The organism is Ruegeria sp. BC3, from assembly GCF_056539265.1.
Window position 1 is genome coordinate 251258 of record NZ_JBQFUP010000003.1, and the last position, 23665, is coordinate 274922.

The window sequence follows — 23665 nt, forward strand, 5'->3', positions numbered from 1 at the left end:
ACACCGTGGGTATTCCGTTTTCCGCGCGCGATGCTAAGGCCAAGTGCCTGCGCATAGAGCGACTGGGTCGGCGGGTAGGTGTAAACAGCATCTACAGCCTTCGCGCTACCCTTTTCATTGCGTCTCGTGCGCATTTCTTCGACACCCGCAATGCGGGTCGTCAAACGCGATATGAGACAGGTCTGGTTCATTCTGCCGCGATCTTTTCGGCTTTGCGTGCTTGAGCCTGAGCCGAAAGCTCGGCCATCAGCTGCGACGCGCGTGCGATTGGGTTGGTCAGGTAGAAATCTTTGACCGCGTTGCGGAAGGTGGCTTGTCCCAGAGGACCAGCGTCCAACGGCTGAACCTCATTCTCGATCACCTGGTCGATCTGGGCCAGATGCGGTACGGCCTCAATCAGCGCAGTGCGCAACTGCGCCAGAGAGTCGAAAGGAAGCGCAGCGCCCAGCTCGGCGGAGAGCGCCCGCAGGATAGCCCAGTTCTCTTTGGCCTCACCCGGCGCAAACCCGGCGCGCATGGCCAGTTGTGGGCGACCTTCGGTGTTTACGAACAGCCCGTTTTCTTCGGTATAGGCCGCACCCGGCAGGATCACATCCGCACGGTGGGCACCCCGGTCGCCGTGGCTGCCCTGATAGATCACAAAGGCACCCTCGCCAATTTCGACCTCATCCGCGCCAAGGTTATAGATCACGTCTGCAGCGCTTATCGCGTCCATGCCGCCCTCGTTGGTGGCATCCACATCCATCGCCCCGACGCGCGACGCGGCGGTATGCAGGATCAACAGCCCGCTTTCGGTGTTCGCGGCAATCGTCTGCGCCGCGGCCAGCACGGCAGCGCCATCTGCTTCCTGCAATGCGCCCTGACCGACGATGACCAGCGAGGATTTGCCTTTGATCGCATCATCGCCGCCCATATCGACAACCTTTTGCAAGGCTGCACGATCGTCGCCCACATGATGGTAGTCGTAGGTCAAGTCGACCGCCGGCCCCACCAGAGCCACATCCGCCCCATGCGCCCACGCCTTGCGAATACGCGCGTTCAGGACCGGGGCTTCTTCCCGCGGGTTTGTTCCAATCAGCAGGATGCGTTCCGCGCCGTCGAGATCTTCGATCGCAGCTGTGCCGACATAGGCAGCACGATTGCCCGAGGGCAGTTTGGCCCCATCGGTGCGGCATTCGACGACACCGCCCTGCCCTTCGATCATCTGTTTCAGCGCAAACGCAGCCTCGACCGGGGCCAAATCGCCTACAATTCCGGCAGGCTTTTCAGCCCCTTTCAACGCTTCAGCAGCCTTGGTCAGCGCCTCAGGCCAGCTTGCGGGGCGCAGTTTACCGTTTTCGCGCACGTAAGGTTTATCCAGACGTTGACGCCGCAGGCCGTCCCACACGAAACGGGTCTTGTCGCTGATCCACTCCTCATTCACACCATCATGGTTGCGCGGAAGGAACCGCATCACCTCACGACCCTTGGTATCCACACGGATGTTCGAGCCCAAGGCGTCCATAACATCGATGCTTTCGGTCTTGGTCAATTCCCACGGGCGCGCGGTAAAGGCATACGGCTTCGAGGTCAGCGCACCGACCGGGCACAGGTCGATGATGTTGCCCTGCAGGTTCGAATCCAGCGTCTGGTTCAGGTACGAGGTAATCTCAGCATCCTCGCCCCGCCCTGTCTGACCCATTTGGGTGATCCCGGCGACCTCGGTTGTAAACCGCACACAGCGGGTGCAGCTGATGCAGCGCGTCATAGCGGTGCCAACAAGTGGTCCCAGATCCAGATCATCCACCGCGCGCTTGGCCTCTTTGAAGCGCGAACCCGAGACACCATAGGCCATCGCCTGATCCTGCAGATCACACTCACCACCCTGGTCGCAGATCGGACAATCCAGTGGGTGGTTGATGAGCAGGAACTCCATAACGCCTTCGCGGGCCTTTTTGACCATCGGCGAGTTTGTCTTGACCTGCGGCGCTTCGCCTTCCGGCCCCGGACGCAGGTCGCGGACCTGCATCGCGCAAGAGGCCGCAGGTTTCGGCGGACCGCCAACGACCTCGACCAGACACATCCGGCAGTTCCCGGCGATGGACAGACGCTCGTGGTAGCAAAAGCGCGGCACCTCGACCCCGGCCTGTTCACAGGCCTGGATCAGCGTCATCGCACCATCGACTTCGATTTCCTGTCCATCGATATTGATCTTGCGGAGGTCAGACATGGTCTAGTTCGCCCTCAAATACACGCCAATGGCGCTGTTTCTTTCGATTTCCTTCTGCCCCAAAGTGCAAAAAGAAGTCGGATTGTCATACGACACCCCGTTCGAGGCCAGATAGGCCTCGCCCTTGGCGCGCATACGGTCCTTTTCAGCATCCGACTCCACGTAGGCCCGGATTTCGCTGTCCGAGTAACCGAGGCTATTCGCTTTGGACTTAAGACCCCACATCACCCCAATCGCCTTCAGTCTGCGTCCGCTGATCGACGGACAGTATTCCGAAATTTCGTTCGCGATAGCGATGTAGTAGAGTTCGTCGTCGACCTCTTTGACTTCGCGCAAGGGTGGTTTGGCTTTAGCCACAGTTGGAAGTGCCAGAACCGACAGCAGAGCAAGCAATTTCATACCAGACATGACTATTCCTTTCGTCTTGGAAACTCCAAAACGAAGCGGCGCGAGGGTGCTATTCAATATCACCTTCTGTGCCATGGGCTGATATGCAAAAACTCGGGTCATGGCCGCTGGCACGCTCCTGCAAAGGTCAGCTGATCATCGGTTATACGCAGGTTCTGCGGTTCGGTATCGGGACCGACCTTCCAGTCGATCTTGGAAGTGCCAAACGCGCTGATGCAGAATTTGGTGCCCTCATAGCGCCCAGCCTCGCGAGCACCGTCCAGAGACGCAGACGCCCCACGCACCACAACCGTAAACTCGGTCGGTGACGCCCGTTTATCCACAGGTTTCGCTTTGGCCCGGAAAGCCTTGCCATCAAAAAGAACACGGTCACTGGATGCCGTACCGCAGGCGGATACCAGCAACAGTCCTGCGATGCCCGCCAAAATTGTAAGTTTCGTTTTCGCCACTTTGGCCACTCCTGTCCGGAGGCTGGCGTTTGCGCGGCTGAATGTATCAGACGATTGTATCATCACCCCATTCACTCCGCCGCGACCTCGGCACAACGATTGTCGCGCCACTTGCTTGCCTGTTTCAATTCTGCCCATCCAAAGGCGTGTTCACTTGGGCCATCCCGGCGCAGCTGTTCCAATCGTTCCAGCGCCTCGTCCAAGCCGGGCCGGTGCCCAATTGGGACCCACCACATCACGAAATGCTGGTCCCCCAGCAGTTCGAACCATTCCTGACGTCGTTCATAGAACTGCTTGTGAATGGTTCCCCAAACAAACTGCTCAAGACTTGCGACGTCTTCCCAAACCGTAAGGTTGGCCACAAATTGCGGATCTCCACCGATGGCGTTTTCGGTGTTTCCCGTTCCCGGCTCTCCCGAGCCTTCCATCATCCAGACAAAGCCCGGCATCCGCTTGCCCAGACCATTGACCCGGTCAAGATTGGCCATGAATTCAGCGACCCGCGGATCATCCGTCGGGGCCAAGAGGCGGCCGACATTCAATTCGGCCAGATGATATCCGCTGGGTTGTCTCAAAACGCGGCCACCAATGCCATCAGGCCGAGGATGACCATGCATGCCCAACCGCCCACATAAGCCACGGACCGCAGACCGCTATGCGGCTTGCCGATGCCCTGCAGATGGATCACCAGCATCACCACGCGTGCTACCAGCGCAACCGACGCCAGAAGGTTCACCCAGAACGGGTTTGCGCCCAACAGGATCGCCGCAACCGTGACAGCCAAAAAGGCCGGCAAGGTTTCCGTGCCATTCAAGTAAGCCCGGTTCAGGCGATACGCCTTATCCGAATAGTCCTGCTGAGGCGTTGCGCCGGGTGCAAGCCCCTTGCCCGCCTTGGCTAGTGCCGAAAATGGCGACATGAACAGAACAATCAGGGTGAAAATCACCAGTGACGCGATCGCATGAGAATATTGGGCATAGGCTTCCATCAATCCTACTCCGCTGCCATCGCACCCATGCGGCCCGACTTCTGGGCCTTGATGCGGTCCTCGATCTCTTCGCGGAAATTGCGGATCAAGCCCTGGATCGGCCAGGCAGCCGCATCTCCGAGCGCGCAGATCGTGTGGCCTTCGACCTGTTTCGTCACATCGAACAGCATGTCGATCTCTTCCAGCTCGGCCTCGCCCTTCACCAGACGGTCCATCACGCGCATCATCCAGCCGGTGCCTTCGCGACACGGCGTACACTGACCGCAGCTTTCGTGCTTGTAGAACTTGGACAGCCGCCAGATCGCCTTGATGATGTCCGTGGATTTGTCCATCACGATCACGGCCGCAGTCCCCAGGCCCGAGCCCAGATCGTTACGCAAATGGTCAAAATCCATGATCGCGTCGCGCATGTGTTCACCGCGCACGCACGGCACTGACGAGCCACCGGGGATCACCGCCAGCAGGTTGTCCCAACCACCGCGAATACCGCCGCAATGGGTTTCGATCAGCTGCTCGAAGGGGATCGACATCGCCTCTTCAACCACGCAGGGGTTGTTCACGTGACCCGAGATTGCAAACAACTTGGTACCGGCGTTGTTCTGGCGGCCAAAGCCGGCAAACCAGTCCGCCCCGCGACGTAGGATGGTCGGCACAACGGCAATGGACTCCACGTTGTTCACCGTGGTCGGGCAGCCATACAGACCCGCGCCCGCCGGGAACGGAGGTTTCATCCGCGGCATGCCTTTTTTGCCCTCAAGGCTTTCGATCAGGGCGGTTTCCTCACCGCAGATATAGGCCCCGGCCCCGTGATGCAGGAACAGATCGAAATCCCAGCCCGAACCGGCGGCATTCTTGCCCAGCAGACCGGCGTCATAGGCCTCATCAATTGCGGCCTGCAGCGCCTCACGCTCACGGATATACTCGCCGCGCAGGTAGATATAGCAGGTGTGCGCGTTCATCGCGAAAGACGCGATCAGGCAGCCTTCGATCAGCGTGTGCGGATCATGACGCATGATCTCGCGGTCTTTGCAAGTGCCAGGCTCGGATTCGTCCGCGTTTACAACCAGATAAGCCGGGCGACCGTCGCTTTCCTTGGGCATGAACGACCATTTCAGACCGGTGGGGAAGCCCGCACCTCCGCGCCCACGCAAGCCCGAGTCTTTCATCGTCTGAATGATCCAGTCGCGGCCCTTTTCGATCAGGCCAGCCGTACCGTCCCAATGCCCGCGGGCCTGCGCGCCTTTCAGCGTCCGCTCGTGCATCCCGTAGATGTTGGTAAAGATCCTGTCCTGATCCTTCAGCATCGTATCTAACCTTCAGCTGTCCTGACGCATGCGCCAGAGTTGAAAAATGTTCACGCCCGCATAGACGAACCCCGCCAATGCGGCGAAATCAAACAGCAGCGCATAGCGCCCCGGCAACCCCAGCGCGGGACCGATAAACAGGGTCATCGCAAGCCAAAACAGCATGGTCACGGCGATGACCACCCCGATATGACGACCCTTGCGGGCGATGGCTTGCTCTTTGTCTTTGTCCATCTCACCTAGGTGCCCCAGGGGACACCATCCATTCTAGTCTTCGTATGTGCCATCTTCCTTGGCACGCTTTGCAAAATCTGTTTCTTCGCCTTTCGCCAGTTGGGCCGCTTGGGCAATCCAACCGTCCCGCTCGATCCGGCCTTTGAACTTAAGGCGAGTATCGACCCAGGCCACCTGTTCCGGCGTCCATGCGGCGATCTGGTCGAAGTGGAAGAAACCAAGCTCGTTCAGCGTCTGCTCCAGCTTGGGGCCAACCCCTTTGAGCATCTTGAGGTCATCTGCCTTTCCACCCCGCGCTGCGGTCAAGGTTTCGGGCTGATCCTCTCGAATTTCGGCCTTTTTTGCCTCTTCCGCCTGCTTTGCGGCAGGCTTGGCGGGTGCCGGGGCCTTGGGCGGTTTCGGCGCAGCCTTGGTCGCCGCAGCCTTGCCATCCTTACCCAACCATGGCGTCAGGATCGGAACCTCGGTCCCGTCGATGCGCTTCACCGTGTCCCCAAGGTCGTCGGCCAATTCGACACTGGCGTTATACTGCGGTTTTCCCGCCTCATAGTCCTTGAGGCTGGTCAAACCGTTCAACGGTTCTGCCGCGTAGCGCCCGTTTTGCGGGCCGGGGGTCGGAACTTGGCCAGCCGCAAGATCGTCGATGATTTTGCCAAAGCTCTCGGCGGTCAGATCTTCGTAGTAATCCTTGCCGATCTGCGCCATCGGAGCATTGGTACAAGAGCCGAGGCATTCGACCTCTTCCCAGCTCAGCTTACCGTCCGCAGACAGTTCATGCGCCTTGGCGGCAATCTTTTCCTTGCAAACCGCAATCAGATCCTCAGCCCCGCAGATCATGCAGGAGGTCGTGCCACAGACCTGAACATGCGCAACAAACCCAACCGGTTGCAGCTGGAACATGAAGTAGAACGACGCAACCTCGAGCACGCGGATATAGGCCATCCCCAGCATGTCTGCGACAGATTCAATCGCCGGACGGGTCAGCCAGCCCTCCTGCTCTTGCGCGCGCCACAGCAGAGGGATCACCGCGCTGGCCTGACGACCCTCGGGGTATTTGGTAATCTGCGCTTCGGCCCATTGCTGGTTGGCGGCGGTGAAGGCAAAGCTATCGGGTTGTTCGGGGTGTAGACGGCGCAGCATTAGCAGGCATCTCCGATCACAATAATATAGGGGTCTTCCTGTTGCGCTCGGCCCTGATCAACAAGACGGGCAATCAGGTCAGGCGTTTCCGCCCGTGTAAATCCTGCAGGGCGTAGTTTGAGGTCGGCCTCCTCCGAGCCCATACGGCACCCGTTCAGACGCACGAAGTCATAGAGCGCATCCGCCCTGCCCGAAGCATTATCCGCCGCAAGCCCATGTGCACCGCAGAGCGCAGGCGCGATTTCGAAGGTCGGACCGTCCAGCCCGGCCAATCCCTGTTCGGCCCAAGAGTTGATCACTGCACTGACATCCTCGGGACGCAGATCATGTGCAGAGAAGGCAGGCTCTGCCTGTGATACGTCCAGCCGACAGCCATTTTCGCGCATAACCTCAAGCACTTTTGCCGTTGGGTGCGACGATGCTGCGTGCAGTGGACCAGCGGCAACCAAGGCCAGGATCAGGGCAAAGCCTCTCACCGGTCGATCTCCCCAAACACGACGTCCATGGTGCCGATAATGGCAGCTACATCGGCGAGTTGGTGGCCTTTCGCCACATGGTCCATCGCTTGCAGGTGCAGGAAGCCCGGCGCGCGCAGTTTAGCCCTGTAAGGCTTGTTGGTGCCATCGGCGACCAGATAGACGCCGAACTCACCCTTGGGGGCCTCGACGGCGGCATAGATCTCGCCCGCGGGCACGTGGAAGCCTTCGGTATATAGCTTGAAGTGATGGATCAGACTTTCCATCGAGGTCTTCATGTCGGACCGTTTCGGCGGAGTGATCTTGCCTCGGGCAAGAACGTCTCCGGGGCATTCACGAATTTTGGCGATGGCCTGAAGGATGATGTGCAGCGACTGGCGCATCTCCTCCATCCGCACCAGATAGCGGTCATAGCAGTCGCCGTTTTTGCCGACGGGGATCTGGAACTCGAACTCGTCATAGCATTCATAGGGCTGCGCGCGGCGCAGGTCCCAGGCGAGACCAGAGCCACGGACCATGACGCCCGAGAAGCCGTAATTCTGGATGTCATCTTCGGTCACGACGCCAATGTCGGCGTTACGCTGTTTAAAGATGCGGTTTTCGGTCAGAAGACCGTCAATGTCATCGAGGACCGCGGGGAACTCGTGGCTCCATGCCTCGATATCGTCCAGCAGCTCCGGCGGCAGGTCCTGATGGACACCTCCGGGGCGGAAATAGGCGGCGTGAAGGCGGGCACCACAGGCACGCTCGTAGAACACCATCAGCTTTTCACGCTCTTCAAAACCCCAGAGCGGCGGAGTCAGCGCGCCGACGTCCATCGCCTGCGTCGTGACGTTCAGCAGGTGGTTCAGGATGCGCCCGATCTCGGAATACAGAACCCGGATCAGCGATCCCCGGCGCGGCACCTCGACACCGGTCAGCTTTTCGATGGCCAGACACCAGGCATGTTCCTGATTCATCGGCGCCACGTAATCCAGACGGTCGAAATACGGCAGGTTCTGCAGATAGGTCCGGCTTTCCATCAGCTTTTCTGTGCCACGGTGCAGCAGGCCGATATGCGGGTCGCAGCGTTCGACAATCTCGCCGTCCAGCTCAAGCACAAGACGCAGAACCCCGTGCGCCGCAGGGTGTTGCGGGCCGAAGTTAATGTTGAAGTTGCGGATCTTCTGTTCTCCGCTCAGCGCGTCCGTGCTGCCGTCATCGTATCTTGAGCCGTCCATCAACGCCCCCGTTTCTTTTTCGCTTCGGCCCGAACACGAACCTTTTCAGCCTCAGCCGCCTTGGCTGCGGCCCCTGCAAGCAAGACGCCCAAAGCGCCCAAAATGATCAGCTCACCCATCATGTCAGCGCCGCTCCATCTCTTGCAGTTTCATCGCCATCATCCACAGCAGGACAATAACTACCGGAGAGATGATGCAGGCAAACGCCCAGTTCTTGTTGATCCCGAAATGCGGCAGCAGCTTGATCATCGGAACGACCGTTGCCACCACCAAAACTATCCAGATCAGGAACTCGAACATGATTAGGTCTCCTGTTTCTCATCCCCGGGCAGAATGTAGTTGGCACCTTCCCACGGGGACATGAAATCGAACTGACGGTATTCTTGAACCAGGCTAACCGGTTCATAGACCACGCGCTTTTGCGCCTCGTCATACCGGACTTCGGTGTAACCAGTGGTCGGGAAGTCCTTGCGCAGCGGATAGCCGCGAAAACCGTAGTCGGTCAGGATGCGCCGCAGGTCGGGATGGCCCGAAAACAGGATGCCGAACATGTCGAACACCTCACGCTCGAACCAATTGGCCGAGGGGTGAACGTCGACGATCGAGGGCACCATGTCCTCTTCCCGGATCGAGACCCGCAGGCGGATGCGCTGGTTCTGGTACATCGACAGGAAGTGGTAGACGACGTCGAAACGCTTGGCCCGTTCAGGATAGTCCACACCGGTAATGTCAATCAGGGTCGAGAATTTGCAGTTCTGGTCGGATTTCAGGAACTCCACGAACTCTACGATGTTCGAAGGAGCCACATCTACATTCAGCTCGCCGTGCGTGACGTCCCACGACAGCACGCAATCCGCCCGCTTCAGTTCCAGCTGTGCGCCGAGTTCCTTGAGTGCTTCGCTCATCAGCTCTCTCCTCAGCGTACAATCGTGCCGGTGCGGCGGATTTTGCGTTGCAACTGCATCAGACCGTATAGCAGCGCCTCAGCGGTCGGAGGGCAGCCGGGGACGTAGATGTCCACCGGAACGATACGGTCGCAACCACGCACGACAGAGTAGGAATAGTGGTAGTATCCACCACCATTCGCGCAGGAGCCCATCGAGATCACATAGCGCGGCTCGGGCATTTGGTCGTAAACCTTGCGCAGCGCCGGAGCCATCTTGTTCGTCAGTGTCCCCGCGACGATCATCACATCCGACTGACGGGGGGATGCACGCGGCGCAATACCAAAGCGTTCGGCATCGTAACGCGGCATCGAGGTGTGCATCATCTCGACCGCGCAGCAGGCCAACCCGAATGTCATCCAGTGCAACGAGCCGGTGCGGGCCCAGTTGATAATGTCCTCGGTCGAGGTCAACAGGAAGCCTTTGTCCTGCAATTCCGCGTTCAGGGCCTGGGTGGCGACTTCTTTGTCGACGCCAGCGGTGTTTGCACCCGTCATCACTCCCATTCCAGCGCCCCTTTCTTCCACTCATAGGCAAAGCCGATGGTCAGAACGCCAAGGAACACCATCATGGACCAGAACCCTACGTCGCTGATGTCCTTGAAGCCCACGGCCCACGGGAACAGGAAGGCGATCTCAAGATCGAAGATAATGAACAGGATCGACACCAGATAGAACCTGACGTCGAATTTCATCCGCGCATCGTCAAAAGCGTTGAAACCACATTCATAAGCACTGACTTTTTCGGGGTCGGGGTTGCGAACGGCCAGTACAACGGCCGCAAGAATCAAAACGATTCCAAGGCCCACAGCTACGGCCAGAAACACCAGAATCGGGAGGTACTCCCGCAATAGGTCTTCCACGTACAGCTCCTTTCCTGCGCATACCCCAAAAGGGAGCGCCGTCAATTGGCGTGTTGACTGGACATTCTGTATCCGCGCGGGGTCAGAGGGTCAACCGAACACAAACGCGCAGGGGACTAATAATCGTCTTGACGCAGCCCCCGCATGCCCAGCCTCAACTGCTGTGCAGGTAGCGCCTAAACCTTACTAATCCATGCAGGTTTTCGTTTTTCGAAGAACGCGCCGATTCCCTCTCTGGCCTCGTTGGTTTCCCACCTGTCGACCAGTTGACCAATCGTGTGATCGATCACGGCATCGTCAATGCGTGGACCCAACTGCCGGACCAGTTGTTTGGCTGACGCCACAGCACCCGGAGCGCAGACAAGGTACGGGGAAACTTCGGCCTCAATCGCATCCTCAAGAGCGTCGGCAGGTACCGCTTTGGCCAACAAGCCCAACTCCACCGCCTCGCCCGCATCGAACAGGCGGGCAGACATGAAAACCCGCCGCGCCCGGGCCTCGCCCATCCGCGCGATGACATAAGGACCGATCGTCGCGGGGATCAAACCCAGCTTGGTTTCCGTCAGGCCCATTTTGATCGTGTCTACGCCAACTGCCACATCACAAACCGAGGCCAACCCGACGCCGCCACCGAACGCATTGCCTTGCACCGCACCGATCAGAGGTTTGCTCAGCGTGTTCAGCGCTTGAAGCATTTCGGCCAGTTTGCGCGCCTCGACGAACCGGGTTTCGGCATCGGCCGCCATCTGCGCCTGCATCCACGCCAAATCTCCACCAGCGCAAAAGCTTTTGCCGGCACCGGTGAGAACGACAACACGCACCGCCTCGTCAGTGCCCAGCTGTGCCGCCGCCTGCGTCAGTTCGGTAATCATTTGCGCCGACATGGCGTTGTGCTTGTCCGGGCGGTTCAGGGTCAGAGTAGCTACGCCACGGTCATCCATGATCAGCGAAAGTGTTTCAAACATGATTGCTCCTTACTCGAACCGCATGGCGCGCGCCATCTGCGCGGCCTCTTCGATGATACCCAGCCCGATTCCGGTCTGATATCCAAGCCGTTCCAGATGGGCGACAACCGCCTCGGTCGCTACGTTTCCTGCCGCTCCCGGAGCATAAGGACAACCACCCAAGCCCCCCACGGCACTGTCGAATACCCGCACGCCCAGCGCCAGCGCGGCGTCGATATTGTCTATGGCCCGCCCATTGGTGTCGTGAAAATGCCCCGCCAGCCGGGTCATCGGAACACGCTCCCGCACGGCTAGCAGCATATGGGCAATAGTGTCTGGCGTCCCCTGCCCGATCGTATCGCCCAGCGACACCTCATAGCATCCCAGCGAGAACAGACGATCTGCGACCTCGGCCACCTTTTCGGGCGGGGTTGGCCCGTCAAAGGGGCAATCGGTCACGCATGAGACGTACCCGCGGACCGGCAGGTCAATGTGACGCGCGGCCTCGAGGATCGGAGTGAAACGTTCGATCGACTCCTCAATGGTCGCGTTGATATTGGCTTTCGAGAACCCCTCGGAGGCTGATGCAAATACCGCGATCTCATCCGCCTTTGCCGCCAGAGCGTCCTCGTAACCGCGCATATTGGGCGTCAGCGCGGCATATCTGACCCCATCCGCGCGTGTGATCCCGGCCAGCACATCCGCGCTGCCTGCCATTTGCGGCACCCATTTGGGTGACACAAAGCTGGCCACTTCGATGCGGTTGAACCCCGCGCGGCTCAGGCAATCGACCAGTGCAACCTTTTTGGCCAAAGGGATCTCGCTTTTTTCGTTCTGTAACCCGTCGCGCGGACCCACTTCGAAGATTTCGACCCGATCACCCATGGCTGCGCCCTTCTCTAATTGCCGCGTTCCCTTCGACTGTGCCACGTTGCGCGGAAACTGGACAGATCATTCCTCTTTTAGCCGAACCAGAGCGGCCCCCGCCTCGACCTGCGTACCGTCTTCGGCCAGAACCTCAGCCACGACACCATCACGGGCCGCCAGCAGTGAATGCTCCATCTTCATCGCCTCAAGGATCGCCAGCCGGTCGCCTTCCTGCACCGTCTGACCGACCTGTGCAAAGACGGCTTTGACGAGCCCGGGCATCGGGGCTTCGATGACGTTGGAATCCCCTGCAGCACTCGTATCTCGATCCAGAGGGTCAACGATTTCGAAGACTTGCCCATAGTTATCGAAGACCGTGACCTGTGCGCCAGCAACCGCGACACGCGGCATCGGCGTACCGTCGATCAGCCATACCCCCGAACCACGCTCAGCCCGCAGAGTGTCTTCGCCTACCTGCCAGACCTGGTGGTTTGGACCTTCGACCTGAACATCAAGATCAACGACATCGCCCGCCTGCAACTGAACCGCGCGATGTAGCGGCGCCCAAAGCGAGAACCCGGTTTCTTCGGCGGTATCGACCAGACCCAAAGCTGTCATAGCCGCGGCCACAAGGGTTCTTGCCGGGACCGGCACGACCTGAATCAGTGCATCCAAGTCGCGGCCAATGAGGCCGGTATCGACGTCGCCTGCCGCAAAACCGGAATGGCGCGTCAGTGCCCCGAGGAAACTCAGGTTTGTGACCGTTCCTGCGACCTCGGTCCCTTGCAGCGCGCGATGCAGCTGTTCCAAGGCAACCTCCCGCGTCGGACCATGCACGATCACCTTGGCGATCATCGGATCGTACCAAGGGCTGATCGTATCGCCCGCACGCACGCCGCTATCGGCGCGACAGGTCGCGGGGAACTGCAGATGCGTCAGGGTACCTGTCGCAGGCAAAAACCCCTTCGGGACATCCTCGGCATAAAGGCGTGCTTCGAACGCATGTCCGGTGATCGTCAGATCATCCTGCTGCATTGGCAGGCTTTCCCCTGCCGCCACGCGCAGTTGCCATTCGACCAAATCGACGCCCGTGATCGCCTCAGACACCGGATGTTCGACTTGAAGGCGCGTGTTCATCTCCATGAACCAGAACCGATCCGGGCGAAGACCGTCTGAGGCGTCAACGATGAATTCAACCGTCCCCGCACCTTTGTAGCCAATCGCCTCGGCAGCACGCACTCCGGCCTGCCCCATCGCCTCGCGCATCTCGGACGTCATACCCGGTGCCGGAGCCTCTTCGATCACTTTCTGGTGGCGGCGCTGCAGTGAACAATCCCGTTCGAACAGATGCACCGCATAGGTGCCGTCGCCGAAAACCTGAACCTCAATGTGGCGCGGCTTGGCGACGAATTTTTCAACAAGAACCGCATCATTGCCAAAGGCGGTGCGCGCCTCGCCCCGGGCGCTGTCCAGAGCGGCAGCAAAATCCTCGGGGCGATCGACAAGACGCATGCCTTTGCCACCGCCACCGGCAACGGCTTTGATCAGAACCGGGTATCCGATGGCGTCAGCCGCGCCCGCCAGATGCTCGGGGTCCTGATTGTCGCCGTGGTAGCCGGGAACAACTGGGACACCCGCCTTCTCCATCAGAACTTTGGCTGCGTCCTTAAGGCCCATCTTGCGGATCGCGTCAGCAGAGGGGCCTATAAAGGTCAGACCCGCAGTTTCCACCGCGTCGACGAAATCGGGGTTCTCGGAAAGAAAACCGTAGCCGGGATGAATCGCCTGCGCGCCGGTGTACAGTGCCGCCTGAATGATCACGTCGCCCTTCAGATAGCTCTCGGCAGGGGCTGCACCGCCGATATGGACCGCCTCATCCGCCATCTGAACATGCTTGGCGGAAGCATCCGCATCAGAATAGACCGCTACGCAAGCCACGCCCATCTTCTGAGCCGTTTCCATAACCCGGCAGGCAATCTCACCCCGGTTGGCAATCAGGATTTTGTTGAACATCTCTTACACCTCAATCGCCAGATCTTCGATAAGGCGGAACCGTTCACACAACAGTTCCATCTCTGGGTCGAAACCACCATTTCGCTCAAAGTATCGGCGATGGTCTTCGCGCCATCCTTCTAGCGTGTCGTTTTCACCCTCGGCCAACGCAAAATCCTTTGTCATATCGCAGAAACGACAGATCGAAACATCGACGGTCTCGATCACCAGAGCCGGGCGATCATCCCAGTCCAACGCTATATCTCGCCGACCAACGACAGGAGTTTCAGGGCTACCGCTTGGATAGTCGCGCAAAGCTCCACAGGTTGCCGTTTTCCGGCCCGCGCGAACCAGCGCCAGCAAATCAGCGCTTAGCTTTGCGCTATCGCCGAATTTGAAGGTTTGTGCCCCAGGGTAGCGGTCCAGTACATCCTTCAGGCCCATTGTCATCACATCCTGAACACGCCGAAACGTGTCTCTTCAATAGGGGCATTCAGAGCGGCGCTTAGCGACAAGGCCAGAACATCGCGGCTTTTGCGCGGGTCGATGATGCCATCGTCCCACAGCCGGGCAGAGGCGTAGAGCGGATGTGATTGTTCCTCGAACATATCCAGCGTCGGGCGCTTGAACTCCGCTTCTTCTTCGGCGGACCACGTACCACCCTGCCGCTCGATCCCGTCGCGTTTGACCGTGGCCAGAACACCTGCGGCCTGCTCGCCCCCCATCACCGAAATCCGTGAATTCGGCCAGGTCCACAGGAACCGGGGCTGATAGGCGCGCCCAGCCATGCCGTAATTCCCGGCCCCAAACGAACCGCCCACCAGCATCGTGATCTTGGGCACCGAGGTCGTGGCCACCGCCGTCACCATCTTGGCCCCGTGCCGCGCGATGCCTTCATTTTCGTATTTCCGACCGACCATGAACCCGGTGATATTTTGCAGGAAGACCAGCGGGATGCGACGCTGCGAGCACAGCTCGACGAAATGCGCACCCTTCTGCGCGGCTTCCGAGAACAGAACGCCGTTATTGGCAATGATCCCGACCGGGCAGCCTTTGACATGGGCGAACCCGGTCACCAGCGTCTCACCGAAACGCGGCTTGAACTCATCGAACCGAGAGCCATCGACCAGACGCGCAATCACCTCACGGATGTCATAAGGCGTGCGCAGATCGGCGGGAACTACGCCAAGGATTTCCTCAGGATCATAGGCCGGGTCTTCGGGGCTGGCCCAATCCACCGTCTGCGGTTTGTGTAGGTTCAGTGACCCAACCGCCCGACGGGCTAAGGCAAGCGCATGAGCATCATCCTCGGCCAGATAATCTGCCACACCGGACAGGCGCGTATGAACGTCGCCTCCGCCTAGGTCCTCGGCGCTGACGACCTCTCCGGTCGCGGCCTTGACCAGAGGCGGCCCGGCCAGAAAGATCGTGCCCTGTTCTTTCACGATGATCGTTACGTCCGACATCGCCGGAACATAAGCCCCGCCCGCAGTACACGAGCCCATAACGACCGCAATCTGAGGGATGCCCTTCGCGCTCATCCGCGCTTGGTTATAGAAAATACGGCCAAAGTGGTCGCGGTCGGGAAAGACCTCATCCTGATTGGGCAGGTTCGCGCCGCCGCTGTCGACCAGATAGATGCAGGGAAGGTTGTTTTCCTCAGCAATCTCCTGCGCGCGCAGGTGCTTTTTGACCGACATCGGGTAATAGGTGCCGCCCTTCACGGTGGCGTCATTGCACACCACCATGACCTCACGCCCCTGCACCCGGCCAATGCCCGCGATTACCCCGGCACAAGGCGCGGCATCGCCATACATCCCATGCGCCGCCGTCGCGCCGATTTCCAGGAACGGAGACCCCGCGTCCAGCAGGTTCGCCACGCGGCGACGCGGAAGCATTTTGCCGCGAGATTCATGCCGCGCGCGGGATTTCTCACCCCCGCCCATGCGTGCTGCTTCGGCGGCGGTTGAGATTTGTTTCAGCGCGTCGAGATGGGCGGTTCGGTTGGCCTTGAAACCCTCGGAGGTGGGTATGGCTTTGGATGTGAGTTTCATATCTAAGGCACCTGTTTTTCTTCAGCACGTTCAGCCGCACGTTGGAGAATTCTCAGAGTGAGCCGGCCAGCTAGCGCGTCTGCATAGCCACAAGCAACCTGATCAGAGACGCCTTCGATCTGAATATCTTCGCAATCAGTTATCGCTGGTGCGAATTGTTCCAATATGTCATTGTCGAATATTATCTTTGCATCTCTAATTTCGTCTTGCGCCGCAGGGGGGATGGCGTAGCCAAGACGTTTTCTTTCTGGAATTTGAGACCATTCCGAGATCGTTTCGTCGCGCATCCAATTGGAAACCACCGAAACGCATCTTTCGGCCTCAGCACTCGGATCCGCCAACTCACACATCCTATGACTTTGACCGATACATTCCGCATCCATAGGAAGCGCATAGTCGACATTCGGAACCAAATCACTGCAAGCTCGCAAAAATACGACTGTATCAAAACTGTCGGGGCTAGCTGCCTCGGATTTTGTTGCCACGTTAACTGCAGTCAGCGCAGTCGCCATAACAAATAAGTTTCTCAATTTGAAAATCACCTGTTCAATTCCCCCGCCGCCAGCGCCTTCAATTCCTTGCGGATCACCTTCCCCGTCACTGTCATCGGCAGTTCCTCCAGAAACGCCACCTCGCGCGGATACGAATAATGCGCCAGACGCTCCTTGACCCACTCCTGCAACTCCGTGCCCGACGCTTCGGCCCCCGGTTTCAACACCACATAGGCTTTCACGATCTCGGTCCGTAGCGGGTCGGGCTTGCCGACCACGCCCACCGTCGCCACTGCAGGGTGGGTCAGCAGGCAATCCTCGATCTCAGCCGGGCCGATGCGATAGCCGGCTGAGGTGATCACGTCATCATCGCGACCGACGAAGCGCAGGTAGTCGCTCTCCCACACGCCTCGGTCTCCGGTGATCAGCCAGTCGCCGCGGAATTTCTCGGCCGTTGCTTCGGGCCGGCTCCAGTATTCCAGCAGCATCGAGGCTGAACCGCGACGGATAGCGACGTCGCCCTCTTCACTGGTCAGATTGCCCTCTTCGTCGATCACTGCAACTTCATGCCCCGGCACTGGCTTGCCGATGCAGCCGGGGCGCACCGGGAAGTCCTCGACGCAGGAGGACACCACCATGTTGCATTCGGTTTGCCCGTAGAATTCGTTGATCGTCAGGCCAAACGCCTGCTGCCCCCACGCCAGCATTTCTGCGCCCAGAGGCTCTCCGCCCGACGCGACCGAGCGCAGGCCGGGGATCGCCTGATCCGCCGCCTTAAGCATGCGCAGCGCGGTTGGTGGGAAGAACACGTTCTTTACTCCGCCGCGCGCGACAACATCGGCGCAGGCCTCGGGGGTGAACTTGTCCAGCCGAGCTGCGACAACCGGAATGCCCAGCGCCAGTCCCGGCATCAGCACATCGAACAGCCCTCCGATCCAGGCCCAATCGGCGGGGGTCCAAAGACAGTCACCCTCGCGCAAGTTGTTATGACTGATGGACACGCCCGGCAAATGCCCTGTTAAAACACGATGGCCGTGCAGCGCACCCTTCGGGCTGCCCGTCGTGCCAGAGGTATAAATCAGCACCGCAGGGTCTTCGGGGCCGGTATCGGCAAATGGCACATCCTCGCCGCTCTCGCCGATCTGGTCGACGATCAACGGTTCTGCCAAATCCCCCAGCAGCGCAGCGCCGTCCAAATCCGTCAGCACAACCTGAACGCCGGCGTCACCAATCCGGGACCGCAAGGCATCCTGCTTGAAAAGCTTGAACAACGGGACCGATATTGCACCAATTTTCCAGATCGCCAGATGCGCCGCTGCGCACCACGGCGACTGGCTGAGAAGCACGCCCACGCGATCCCCGGGCTGCACCCGCTTCAACAAGGCGCGCGCGATCCCGTCGCTCATGTCGGCAAGCTGCGCGTAAGTGACCCGCTGCACCTCGGCCCCGGTCAGGTCGATCAGCGCAACCCGTTCAGGCGGTTGCGACAAACACTGGCGTGCCATGTTCAGACGATCAGGGATGTCCCAGCCGCCCGCTGCACGCAAACCCGGTATGCGCCTAGCTTCTAGCACAAGCCAAATCCCTTATTTTTCTGCGTGTTACGCAGGGTGCCACGAGCGCCCCCGTCACAAAAACTTGATGCAGATCAGAGTGTCGATCTGCAACGACTGGCAAGTCAGCCTTATCAACTGAATCAAAGGCAAGATCATGACCAATAAACTCGCCGCTTTGACACTTTCGACCGCGCTGGTGGCGCTTGCCGCCCCTGCCTTCGCCCAATCGCAGGGCGACTGGACTGTCGGTGTTGGTGTCGGTTACCTGAATCCCAAATCCGACAACGGTACGCTGGCCGGGCTGAATGCCGACATTGACTCGGACACACGCCCGATCTTCACCGCCGAGTACTTCATCCGCGACAATCTGGGTATCGAGCTGCTGGCCGCAACGCCGTTCAAGCACACCGTAACCCTGGGCGGAAGCACCGAAGCCGGCACCGTCAAGCACCTGCCGCCCACCCTGTCGCTGAACTATCACTTCCCGACCAACAGCGCGTGGAAGCCTTATGTCGGCGCAGGTCTGAACTACACATTCTTCTTCGACGAACAATCTGCGCTGGGCGACCTGAAAGTCGACGACTCCTTCGGCGTCTCGCTGCAGGCCGGTCTGGACTACATGGTGTCGGATAACGGCGCGGTTCGCCTGAACGTGCGTTGGTTCGACATTGACTCGGACGTCAAACTGAATGGAACCAACATCGGCAAAGCCGAGATCGACCCCATCCTTGTTGGCGTTTCCTACGTCCATAAGTTCTGATCCTTTAATGAAGAACGCCTCGCAGTAACCTCGTCTGCGGGGCGTTTTTTTTGCCTTAGAGCATTTCGGCCATCAGCTCGCGGCCGATCAGCATCCTGCGGATTTCGCTGGTGCCCGCACCAATCTCCATCAATTTTGCATCTCGGAAGATACGGCTGACCGCTGAATCTGCCAAGAACCCGGCCCCGCCCATGGCTTGAACGGCCTGATGGGCCTGCGTCATGGCCTGCTCGGATGCATAGAGACAGCACGCCGCCGCATCCTGACGGGTCACATCCCCGCGATCACAGGCTTTGGCGACCTCGTAGACATACGCTCGCGCCGAGTTCATCGCCGTGTACATATCCGCGATCTTGCCCTGCATCAGCTGGAAGCTGCCAATGGGTTTGCCGAACTGCTTGCGCTCGGCCAGATAGGGCATGATCTCATCCAGACAGGCGGCCATGATGCCAGTCCCGATCCCGGCCAGCACCACACGCTCATAGTCTAACCCTGACATCAGGACAGCGACACCTTTGCCCTCTTCGCCCAAAACGTTTTCAAAGGGCACCTCGACATCTTCAAAGATCAGCTCGGCGGTGTTCGATCCGCGCATCCCCATCTTGTCGAAATGGGGCGACGTGGAAAAACCCTTCATCTCCTTCTCGATCAGAAAGGCGGTGATCCCCTTGGATCCGGCCTCCGGGTCGGTCTTGGCATACACGACCAGCGTATCGGCGTCTGGCCCGTTGGTGATCCAGTATTTGTTGCCGTTCAGGCGGTAATGATCGTTGCGCTTTTCCGCGCGCAGTTTCATCGACACCACGTCAGACCCGGCCGAGGCTTCGGACATGGCCAGCGCGCCAACATGCTCACCCGAGATCAGACCGGGCAGGTATTTTGCTTTTTGCTCATCTGTTCCGTTCAACTTGATCTGATTGACGCACAGGTTCGAATGCGCGCCGTAGGACAACGAAACCGAAGCCGACGCCCGCGCGACCTCTTCGACCGCAACAGTATGCGCAAGGTAAGACATCCCGGCCCCGCCATACTCCTCAGGCACGGTGATCCCGAGCATTCCCAAGTCACCCATTTCTTTCCAAAGTTCATTCGGAAATGCGTTCGAGGAGTCAATCTCACCCGCCATGGGCTTAACCCGCTCTTGCGCCCAACGGTGCACCATTTCGCGCAAGGCATTCACGTCCTCACCCAGATCAAATTGCATGGTCGCCGCGAACATATGCGATCTCCTCCCTCGCATTAATGAACAGTTGTTCAATAAATAGCAGCGATTCTGAATCGGGTCAACGACAGCATGGCAAAAACAAACCGCCGCACTCTTCAGGGCGGCGGCTTCAAACAATCAAGCGTGCGCTGACAGCGCACTCAATTGGATCAAGACTGATAGACGGAACCAACTTCGGCGCGGATGATCCGGGCGATCAACCTGCAATCCTCCAGCGAAAACGTCAGCGGGACGCGCATATCCACGATCCCGGCCAGAATCCGATCACTTTTGGGCAGCGGGCTGCTGTCGGCATAACGCCAACTGTCATAGCGCGAGGTGAACCCGTTGGGTTCAGCCCCACCGAACCATTTCAACTCGACACCGCGCGCGGCGCATCGCTTGATGACCTCGTTGATCCGATCTGCGGACCAGTCCAGCAACAGGAATTGGATCGACGATCCGACAAAAGTCTCATCCTCTGGCCGTTCTACGATGGTCAGACCCGGCGTATCGCGCAGACCTTTTTCGATCTCAAAATAGCGCTCATTCCAGCGCTCCACCTGTCGGTCGAGATCGCGCAATTGCGGGCGCAGGATCGCAGCGCGCAGATTGTCCATCCGGCCCGAGACATTTGGGGTGTGGTACTTAATCCGCTCGAAGACCTCGGGTCCCGGCGCGGCAAGGTGACGTTCATACAGCATGTACGACCCGGACAGCATCGTCGCCTTGGCCGCCAATTCTTCGTCATCGGTGATCAGCAGTCCGCCCTCACCCGAGTTGACGTGCTTGTAGGTCTGGCAGGAATAGCACCCGATCGCGCCCTGACGGCCCGAAAGTTGCCCACGCCATGCAGCCCCCATCGTGTGGGCGCAATCCTCAATTACCGTGACGCCCGCGGCGTCGCACATCTGCATCAACCGATCCATATCGCACAGATGACCACGCATATGGCTCAGCATCAGAACGCGCGCCTGATCCAGCTTGGCCTCCAGTTCGTCCAGGTCAATCGTAAGCCCTTCGGTCACGCCCACGAAAACGGGGCGCGCGTTGACCGAGGCAATTGAGCCCGGAACCGGTGCCAGAGTGAAGGCGTTGGTCAGAACCGGATCACCCGGCTTGACACCGACAGCGCGCAAGGCCGTGGCCAGCGCATAGCCGCCCGACGATACGGCCAGACAGTATTTGGCTCCCGTCTGGGCGGCAAATTCCTGTTCCAGCAAGGCTGTTTCGCCTAGTTCGCCGGGAACGACGTTGTATCTGTGCAGACGCCCGTGGCGCAGTACGGCCAAGGCGGCCTCGACCGCCTCTTCGGGGATAGGTTCCTGCTGGGTGAAGCTGCCAGTGAATGTCTCGGTCATAGGGGTGTTTTGGTCCTGCAAAGGCCTCGGGTCAAGGGACTAGGCTGCCACACCGATCAACTGGGCGACTACATCCGGCAGATCGTCAAAGTGATGCAGCAGCGCTTCGGGTTCCAACGCGGCCATATCCTCACCCGAGGGTCCGAACGTCACCAGAACCGAGGGCACGCCCGCGGCACGCGCTGTATTCCGATCAGTATCTGAGTCGCCAATCAACACACAGAGGTCTGGATGCCCCCCCGCCCGGCGCGCCGCCTCGCGCAAAGGCTCGGGATCAGGCTTGCGAACCGGCAGCGTGTCCGCCCCCACCAACGAGGCAAACTGATCGCGCACCCCAAGCTGGGTCAGCAACTGGTGCGCCAGGGCTTCGGGTTTGTTGGTACAGATACCAACGCCATAGCCAGCGGACCTTAAATCATCGACCGCATCCAACGCACCGGGATAGAAATGCGTATGGGTATCGATGTCCTTGGCATAAGCCTCTAGCAACATTGGATAATAAGTCTGAACGGTTGCATCGTCATAGGCCCCGACCCGCTTCAACCCGTGGGTCAGCATCATCCGGCCACCGCGCAGAGCAACGCCTGCATCCTCTGTATGCACCAGAACATCCCCGTGCCCCATGTGCCGGAAACAGTGGTTTGCTGCCGCCAGCAGATCGCCCGACGTATCGGCCAGGGTTCCGTCCAGATCGAAGATGACTGTGCGCATATTGCCTCCTGATTCGGCGGGTCTTCGCCGCAAGTGTTGCAAACGGCAATCTTGTTTGATGCCTGTACCGCTTGCGCGTTTGAACTCAGCGGATAAAACGGGCCGCAACAAAACACAAAGAGAAATCGTTTTTATGAGCACCGCCCTTGTTATCCTTGCCGCCGGAAAAGGCACCAGGATGAATTCGGATACCCCAAAAGTATTACACCCGATTGCCCAGACCCCAATGCTGGTCCACGCAATGCGCGCAGGTGCCGTTTTGTCGCCCGAGCGGACGGTCATCGTAACCGGCCACGGTTCGGAAGCCGTCGCCAAAGTCGCCACCACCGAAGATGAAACCGCGCAAATCGTGGTCCAGGAAGAGCAGCTGGGAACTGCACACGCCGTCGCACAGGCCCGCGAGGCGCTGGCAGGGTTCGATGGGGACGTCATTGTGCTTTACGGCGATACGCCCTTTATCGACCCCAGAACGCTCGAGCGCATGATCGAGGCGCGCGCCTCGTTTGATCTGGTCATGCTTGGTTTTGATATTGCCGAAGTTCAGCCGCGCTATGGCCGGTTGATCATGGACGGCGACAAACTGGTCGAGATTGTCGAATACAAAGACGCGACCGAAGAACAGCGCGCTATTCGCTTTACCAACAGCGGGCTGCTTGCCTGCGACGCGAAACAGCTGTTCGAGCTGATTGATGAGGTGAGCAACGACAATGCTTCGGGCGAGTATTACCTGACCGAGATTGTTGCACTGGCAAATGCGCGCGGGCTATCGGCAACTGCAATCAAATGCGACGAAGCCGAGACTCTGGGCGTGGATTCTCGCGCTGATCTGGCAGCGGCTGACGCCGAATTCCAGACCCGCGCCCGCAACGAACTGCTGGCGCTGGGTGTGACGTTGATGGCCCCCGAAACGGTTTACTTGTCTGCCGATACAATCATCGGGCGCGACACGGTTATTGAGCCCAATGTCGTCTTCGGCCCCGGCGTCACCGTCGAAAGCGGTACAACGATCCGCGCGTTTTCTCATCTGGAAGGTTGCCATGTCAGCCGCGGTGCAATTGTCGGTCCGTATGCCCGCCTGCGTCCGGGCACAGAACTGGCGGAGAACACGCGCATCGGCAACTTCGTCGAGGTGAAGAACGCCGAAATCGCCGAAGGCGCCAAGGTCAACCACCTCAGCTATATCGGTGATGCCTCGGTCGGCGCGACGACCAACATCGGCGCGGGAACGATCACCTGCAACTATGATGGCGTCATGAAGCACAAGACGACCATTGGCGAAAACGTCTTTATCGGGTCGAACACCATGCTGGTGGCCCCCGTGACCGTGGGTGACGGTGCAATGACGGCAACCGGAACCGTGGTCACGCGCGACGTCGAACCCGATGCATTGGCCGTCGGGCGAACCAAACAGGACAACAAGCCCGGTTACGCGCGAAAATTGTTTGAAATGTTGAAGGCGAAAAAGGCTCGCCGCAATAAAGGGGCCTGATC

At 59.3% G+C, this 23665-nt stretch carries 27 protein-coding genes; 2 read left to right on the plus strand and 25 right to left on the minus strand.

The features are described from left to right. Positions 1 to 187: 187 nt before the first annotated feature. The 22 genes from nuoG to ACR0MV_RS10270 all read right to left on the minus strand — a co-directional run bounded on the left by nuoG (position 188) and on the right by ACR0MV_RS10270 (position 18156). A complete protein-coding gene (gene nuoG / locus ACR0MV_RS10165) occupies positions 188 to 2209 on the minus strand; it encodes an NADH-quinone oxidoreductase subunit NuoG (protein WP_170422546.1) in 2022 nt (673 codons plus the stop codon). Between the two features lie 3 nt (positions 2210 to 2212). After that, a complete protein-coding gene (locus tag ACR0MV_RS10170) occupies positions 2213 to 2617 on the minus strand; it encodes a DUF5333 domain-containing protein (RefSeq protein ID WP_480702041.1) in 405 nt (134 codons plus the stop codon). A gap of 98 nt (positions 2618 to 2715) precedes the next feature. Continuing rightward, positions 2716 to 3066, minus strand: coding sequence for a hypothetical protein (locus ACR0MV_RS10175; protein WP_170422550.1), 351 nt, complete (start codon positions 3064 to 3066; stop codon positions 2716 to 2718). A gap of 71 nt (positions 3067 to 3137) precedes the next feature. Further along, positions 3138 to 3641, minus strand: a complete 504-nt coding sequence (locus ACR0MV_RS10180) for a DUF3291 domain-containing protein (RefSeq protein ID WP_480702042.1) — start codon at positions 3639 to 3641, stop codon at positions 3138 to 3140. Continuing rightward, positions 3638 to 4054: an MAPEG family protein gene (locus ACR0MV_RS10185; protein WP_170422554.1), complete on the minus strand. Its 417-nt coding sequence runs from the start codon at positions 4052 to 4054 to the stop codon at positions 3638 to 3640. The genes ACR0MV_RS10180 and ACR0MV_RS10185 overlap by 4 nt, the downstream gene beginning before the upstream one ends. A 5-nt stretch (positions 4055 to 4059) precedes the next feature. Beyond that, entirely contained in the window at positions 4060 to 5358 is a 1299-nt protein-coding gene (gene nuoF, locus ACR0MV_RS10190) for an NADH-quinone oxidoreductase subunit NuoF (RefSeq protein ID WP_170422556.1), read from the minus strand. Between the two features lie 12 nt (positions 5359 to 5370). Continuing rightward, on the minus strand, positions 5371 to 5592 hold the full coding sequence (locus ACR0MV_RS10195) for a DUF5337 domain-containing protein (RefSeq protein ID WP_170422558.1): 222 nt from the start codon (positions 5590 to 5592) through the stop codon (positions 5371 to 5373). A 33-nt stretch (positions 5593 to 5625) separates the two neighbouring features. Then, a complete protein-coding gene (gene nuoE, locus ACR0MV_RS10200) occupies positions 5626 to 6732 on the minus strand; it encodes an NADH-quinone oxidoreductase subunit NuoE (RefSeq protein ID WP_480702043.1) in 1107 nt (368 codons plus the stop codon). Further along, positions 6732 to 7208 (minus strand): hypothetical protein, encoded by a 477-nt coding sequence (locus ACR0MV_RS10205; protein ID WP_480702044.1) that lies wholly within the window; start codon positions 7206 to 7208, stop codon positions 6732 to 6734. Before ACR0MV_RS10205 ends, nuoE begins: the two co-directional genes overlap by 1 nt. Beyond that, on the minus strand, positions 7205 to 8428 hold the full coding sequence (locus tag ACR0MV_RS10210; protein ID WP_480702045.1) for an NADH-quinone oxidoreductase subunit D: 1224 nt from the start codon (positions 8426 to 8428) through the stop codon (positions 7205 to 7207). Before ACR0MV_RS10210 ends, ACR0MV_RS10205 begins: the two co-directional genes overlap by 4 nt. Then, complete coding sequence (locus ACR0MV_RS10215; RefSeq protein ID WP_257599041.1) at positions 8428 to 8550, minus strand: hypothetical protein; 123 nt, start codon at positions 8548 to 8550, stop codon at positions 8428 to 8430. The genes ACR0MV_RS10210 and ACR0MV_RS10215 overlap by 1 nt, the downstream gene beginning before the upstream one ends. Before the next feature lies 1 nt (position 8551). Continuing rightward, positions 8552 to 8728 (minus strand): hypothetical protein, encoded by a 177-nt coding sequence (locus tag ACR0MV_RS10220; RefSeq protein WP_170422563.1) that lies wholly within the window; start codon positions 8726 to 8728, stop codon positions 8552 to 8554. 2 nt (positions 8729 to 8730) lie between these two features. Next, positions 8731 to 9333: an NADH-quinone oxidoreductase subunit C gene (locus ACR0MV_RS10225; RefSeq protein WP_480702046.1), complete on the minus strand. Its 603-nt coding sequence runs from the start codon at positions 9331 to 9333 to the stop codon at positions 8731 to 8733. Between the two features lie 11 nt (positions 9334 to 9344). After that, entirely contained in the window at positions 9345 to 9878 is a 534-nt protein-coding gene (locus ACR0MV_RS10230; RefSeq protein WP_037307875.1) for a NuoB/complex I 20 kDa subunit family protein, read from the minus strand. Further along, the gene (locus ACR0MV_RS10235; protein ID WP_050602775.1) at positions 9869 to 10234 is read right to left on the minus strand and encodes an NADH-quinone oxidoreductase subunit A; all 366 of its coding nucleotides are present in this window, start codon (positions 10232 to 10234) and stop codon (positions 9869 to 9871) included. The genes ACR0MV_RS10230 and ACR0MV_RS10235 overlap by 10 nt, the downstream gene beginning before the upstream one ends. Before the next feature lie 176 nt (positions 10235 to 10410). Continuing rightward, the gene (locus ACR0MV_RS10240) at positions 10411 to 11199 is read right to left on the minus strand and encodes a crotonase/enoyl-CoA hydratase family protein (protein ID WP_480702047.1); all 789 of its coding nucleotides are present in this window, start codon (positions 11197 to 11199) and stop codon (positions 10411 to 10413) included. A gap of 9 nt (positions 11200 to 11208) precedes the next feature. Continuing rightward, the gene (locus ACR0MV_RS10245; RefSeq protein WP_480702048.1) at positions 11209 to 12063 is read right to left on the minus strand and encodes a hydroxymethylglutaryl-CoA lyase; all 855 of its coding nucleotides are present in this window, start codon (positions 12061 to 12063) and stop codon (positions 11209 to 11211) included. Positions 12064 to 12129: 66 nt separating this feature from the next. Next, positions 12130 to 14058 (minus strand): acetyl/propionyl/methylcrotonyl-CoA carboxylase subunit alpha, encoded by a 1929-nt coding sequence (locus tag ACR0MV_RS10250; protein ID WP_480702049.1) that lies wholly within the window; start codon positions 14056 to 14058, stop codon positions 12130 to 12132. A gap of 3 nt (positions 14059 to 14061) precedes the next feature. Next, positions 14062 to 14487, minus strand: a complete 426-nt coding sequence (locus ACR0MV_RS10255) for an ASCH domain-containing protein (RefSeq protein WP_170422573.1) — start codon at positions 14485 to 14487, stop codon at positions 14062 to 14064. Continuing rightward, positions 14487 to 16091 (minus strand): carboxyl transferase domain-containing protein, encoded by a 1605-nt coding sequence (locus tag ACR0MV_RS10260; protein ID WP_170422575.1) that lies wholly within the window; start codon positions 16089 to 16091, stop codon positions 14487 to 14489. Before ACR0MV_RS10260 ends, ACR0MV_RS10255 begins: the two co-directional genes overlap by 1 nt. Positions 16092 to 16093: 2 nt before the next feature. After that, positions 16094 to 16633: a hypothetical protein gene (locus ACR0MV_RS10265; RefSeq protein WP_480702050.1), complete on the minus strand. Its 540-nt coding sequence runs from the start codon at positions 16631 to 16633 to the stop codon at positions 16094 to 16096. Then, positions 16630 to 18156 (minus strand): AMP-binding protein, encoded by a 1527-nt coding sequence (locus ACR0MV_RS10270; RefSeq protein WP_480702051.1) that lies wholly within the window; start codon positions 18154 to 18156, stop codon positions 16630 to 16632. Before ACR0MV_RS10270 ends, ACR0MV_RS10265 begins: the two co-directional genes overlap by 4 nt. 136 nt (positions 18157 to 18292) lie before the next feature. Between ACR0MV_RS10270 and ACR0MV_RS10275 the strand changes: the two genes are divergently transcribed. Continuing rightward, positions 18293 to 18898, plus strand: coding sequence for an OmpW/AlkL family protein (locus ACR0MV_RS10275; RefSeq protein WP_170422581.1), 606 nt, complete (start codon positions 18293 to 18295; stop codon positions 18896 to 18898). 55 nt (positions 18899 to 18953) lie between these two features. Here the strand turns inward: ACR0MV_RS10275 and ACR0MV_RS10280 are convergent, their stop codons facing one another. The 3 genes from ACR0MV_RS10280 to ACR0MV_RS10290 all read right to left on the minus strand — a co-directional run bounded on the left by ACR0MV_RS10280 (position 18954) and on the right by ACR0MV_RS10290 (position 22174). Continuing rightward, positions 18954 to 20117, minus strand: coding sequence for an isovaleryl-CoA dehydrogenase (locus tag ACR0MV_RS10280; RefSeq protein WP_170422583.1), 1164 nt, complete (start codon positions 20115 to 20117; stop codon positions 18954 to 18956). A 155-nt stretch (positions 20118 to 20272) separates the two neighbouring features. Then, the gene (locus ACR0MV_RS10285) at positions 20273 to 21463 is read right to left on the minus strand and encodes a DegT/DnrJ/EryC1/StrS family aminotransferase (RefSeq protein WP_480702052.1); all 1191 of its coding nucleotides are present in this window, start codon (positions 21461 to 21463) and stop codon (positions 20273 to 20275) included. A 39-nt stretch (positions 21464 to 21502) separates the two neighbouring features. Beyond that, the gene (locus ACR0MV_RS10290) at positions 21503 to 22174 is read right to left on the minus strand and encodes an HAD-IA family hydrolase (protein WP_170422586.1); all 672 of its coding nucleotides are present in this window, start codon (positions 22172 to 22174) and stop codon (positions 21503 to 21505) included. A gap of 133 nt (positions 22175 to 22307) precedes the next feature. Here ACR0MV_RS10290 and glmU point away from each other — a divergent pair, with 133 nt between their 5' ends. Continuing rightward, on the plus strand, positions 22308 to 23663 hold the full coding sequence (gene glmU / locus ACR0MV_RS10295; protein WP_480702053.1) for a bifunctional UDP-N-acetylglucosamine diphosphorylase/glucosamine-1-phosphate N-acetyltransferase GlmU: 1356 nt from the start codon (positions 22308 to 22310) through the stop codon (positions 23661 to 23663). Positions 23664 to 23665 lie beyond the last annotated feature (2 nt).

Bases quoted from the DNA above. Each gene is read 5' to 3' on its own strand.
- ACR0MV_RS10170 (WP_480702041.1), bottom strand. From the start codon at position 2,617: ATGTCTGGTATGAAATTGCTTGCTCTGCTGTCGGTTCTGGCACTTCCA.
- ACR0MV_RS10185 (WP_170422554.1), bottom strand. From the start codon at position 4,054: ATGGAAGCCTATGCCCAATATTCTCATGCGATCGCGTCACTGGTGATT.
- ACR0MV_RS10195 (WP_170422558.1), bottom strand. From the start codon at position 5,592: ATGGACAAAGACAAAGAGCAAGCCATCGCCCGCAAGGGTCGTCATATC.
- ACR0MV_RS10290 (WP_170422586.1), bottom strand. From the start codon at position 22,174: ATGCGCACAGTCATCTTCGATCTGGACGGAACCCTGGCCGATACGTCG.
- ACR0MV_RS10220 (WP_170422563.1), bottom strand. From the start codon at position 8,728: ATGTTCGAGTTCCTGATCTGGATAGTTTTGGTGGTGGCAACGGTCGTT.
- nuoF (WP_170422556.1), bottom strand. From the start codon at position 5,358: ATGCTGAAGGATCAGGACAGGATCTTTACCAACATCTACGGGATGCAC.
- ACR0MV_RS10230 (WP_037307875.1), bottom strand. From the start codon at position 9,878: ATGGGAGTGATGACGGGTGCAAACACCGCTGGCGTCGACAAAGAAGTC.
- ACR0MV_RS10285 (WP_480702052.1), bottom strand. From the start codon at position 21,463: ATGACCGAGACATTCACTGGCAGCTTCACCCAGCAGGAACCTATCCCC.
- ACR0MV_RS10250 (WP_480702049.1), bottom strand. From the start codon at position 14,058: ATGTTCAACAAAATCCTGATTGCCAACCGGGGTGAGATTGCCTGCCGG.
- ACR0MV_RS10215 (WP_257599041.1), bottom strand. From the start codon at position 8,550: ATGATGGGTGAGCTGATCATTTTGGGCGCTTTGGGCGTCTTGCTTGCA.
- glmU (WP_480702053.1), top strand. From the start codon at position 22,308: ATGAGCACCGCCCTTGTTATCCTTGCCGCCGGAAAAGGCACCAGGATG.
- ACR0MV_RS10255 (WP_170422573.1), bottom strand. From the start codon at position 14,487: ATGACAATGGGCCTGAAGGATGTACTGGACCGCTACCCTGGGGCACAA.
- ACR0MV_RS10280 (WP_170422583.1), bottom strand. From the start codon at position 20,117: ATGTTCGCGGCGACCATGCAATTTGATCTGGGTGAGGACGTGAATGCC.
- ACR0MV_RS10245 (WP_480702048.1), bottom strand. From the start codon at position 12,063: ATGGGTGATCGGGTCGAAATCTTCGAAGTGGGTCCGCGCGACGGGTTA.
- ACR0MV_RS10275 (WP_170422581.1), top strand. From the start codon at position 18,293: ATGACCAATAAACTCGCCGCTTTGACACTTTCGACCGCGCTGGTGGCG.
- nuoE (WP_480702043.1), bottom strand. From the start codon at position 6,732: ATGCTGCGCCGTCTACACCCCGAACAACCCGATAGCTTTGCCTTCACC.
- ACR0MV_RS10240 (WP_480702047.1), bottom strand. From the start codon at position 11,199: ATGTTTGAAACACTTTCGCTGATCATGGATGACCGTGGCGTAGCTACT.
- ACR0MV_RS10210 (WP_480702045.1), bottom strand. From the start codon at position 8,428: ATGGACGGCTCAAGATACGATGACGGCAGCACGGACGCGCTGAGCGGA.
- ACR0MV_RS10225 (WP_480702046.1), bottom strand. From the start codon at position 9,333: ATGAGCGAAGCACTCAAGGAACTCGGCGCACAGCTGGAACTGAAGCGG.
- nuoG (WP_170422546.1), bottom strand. From the start codon at position 2,209: ATGTCTGACCTCCGCAAGATCAATATCGATGGACAGGAAATCGAAGTC.
- ACR0MV_RS10260 (WP_170422575.1), bottom strand. From the start codon at position 16,091: ATGAAACTCACATCCAAAGCCATACCCACCTCCGAGGGTTTCAAGGCC.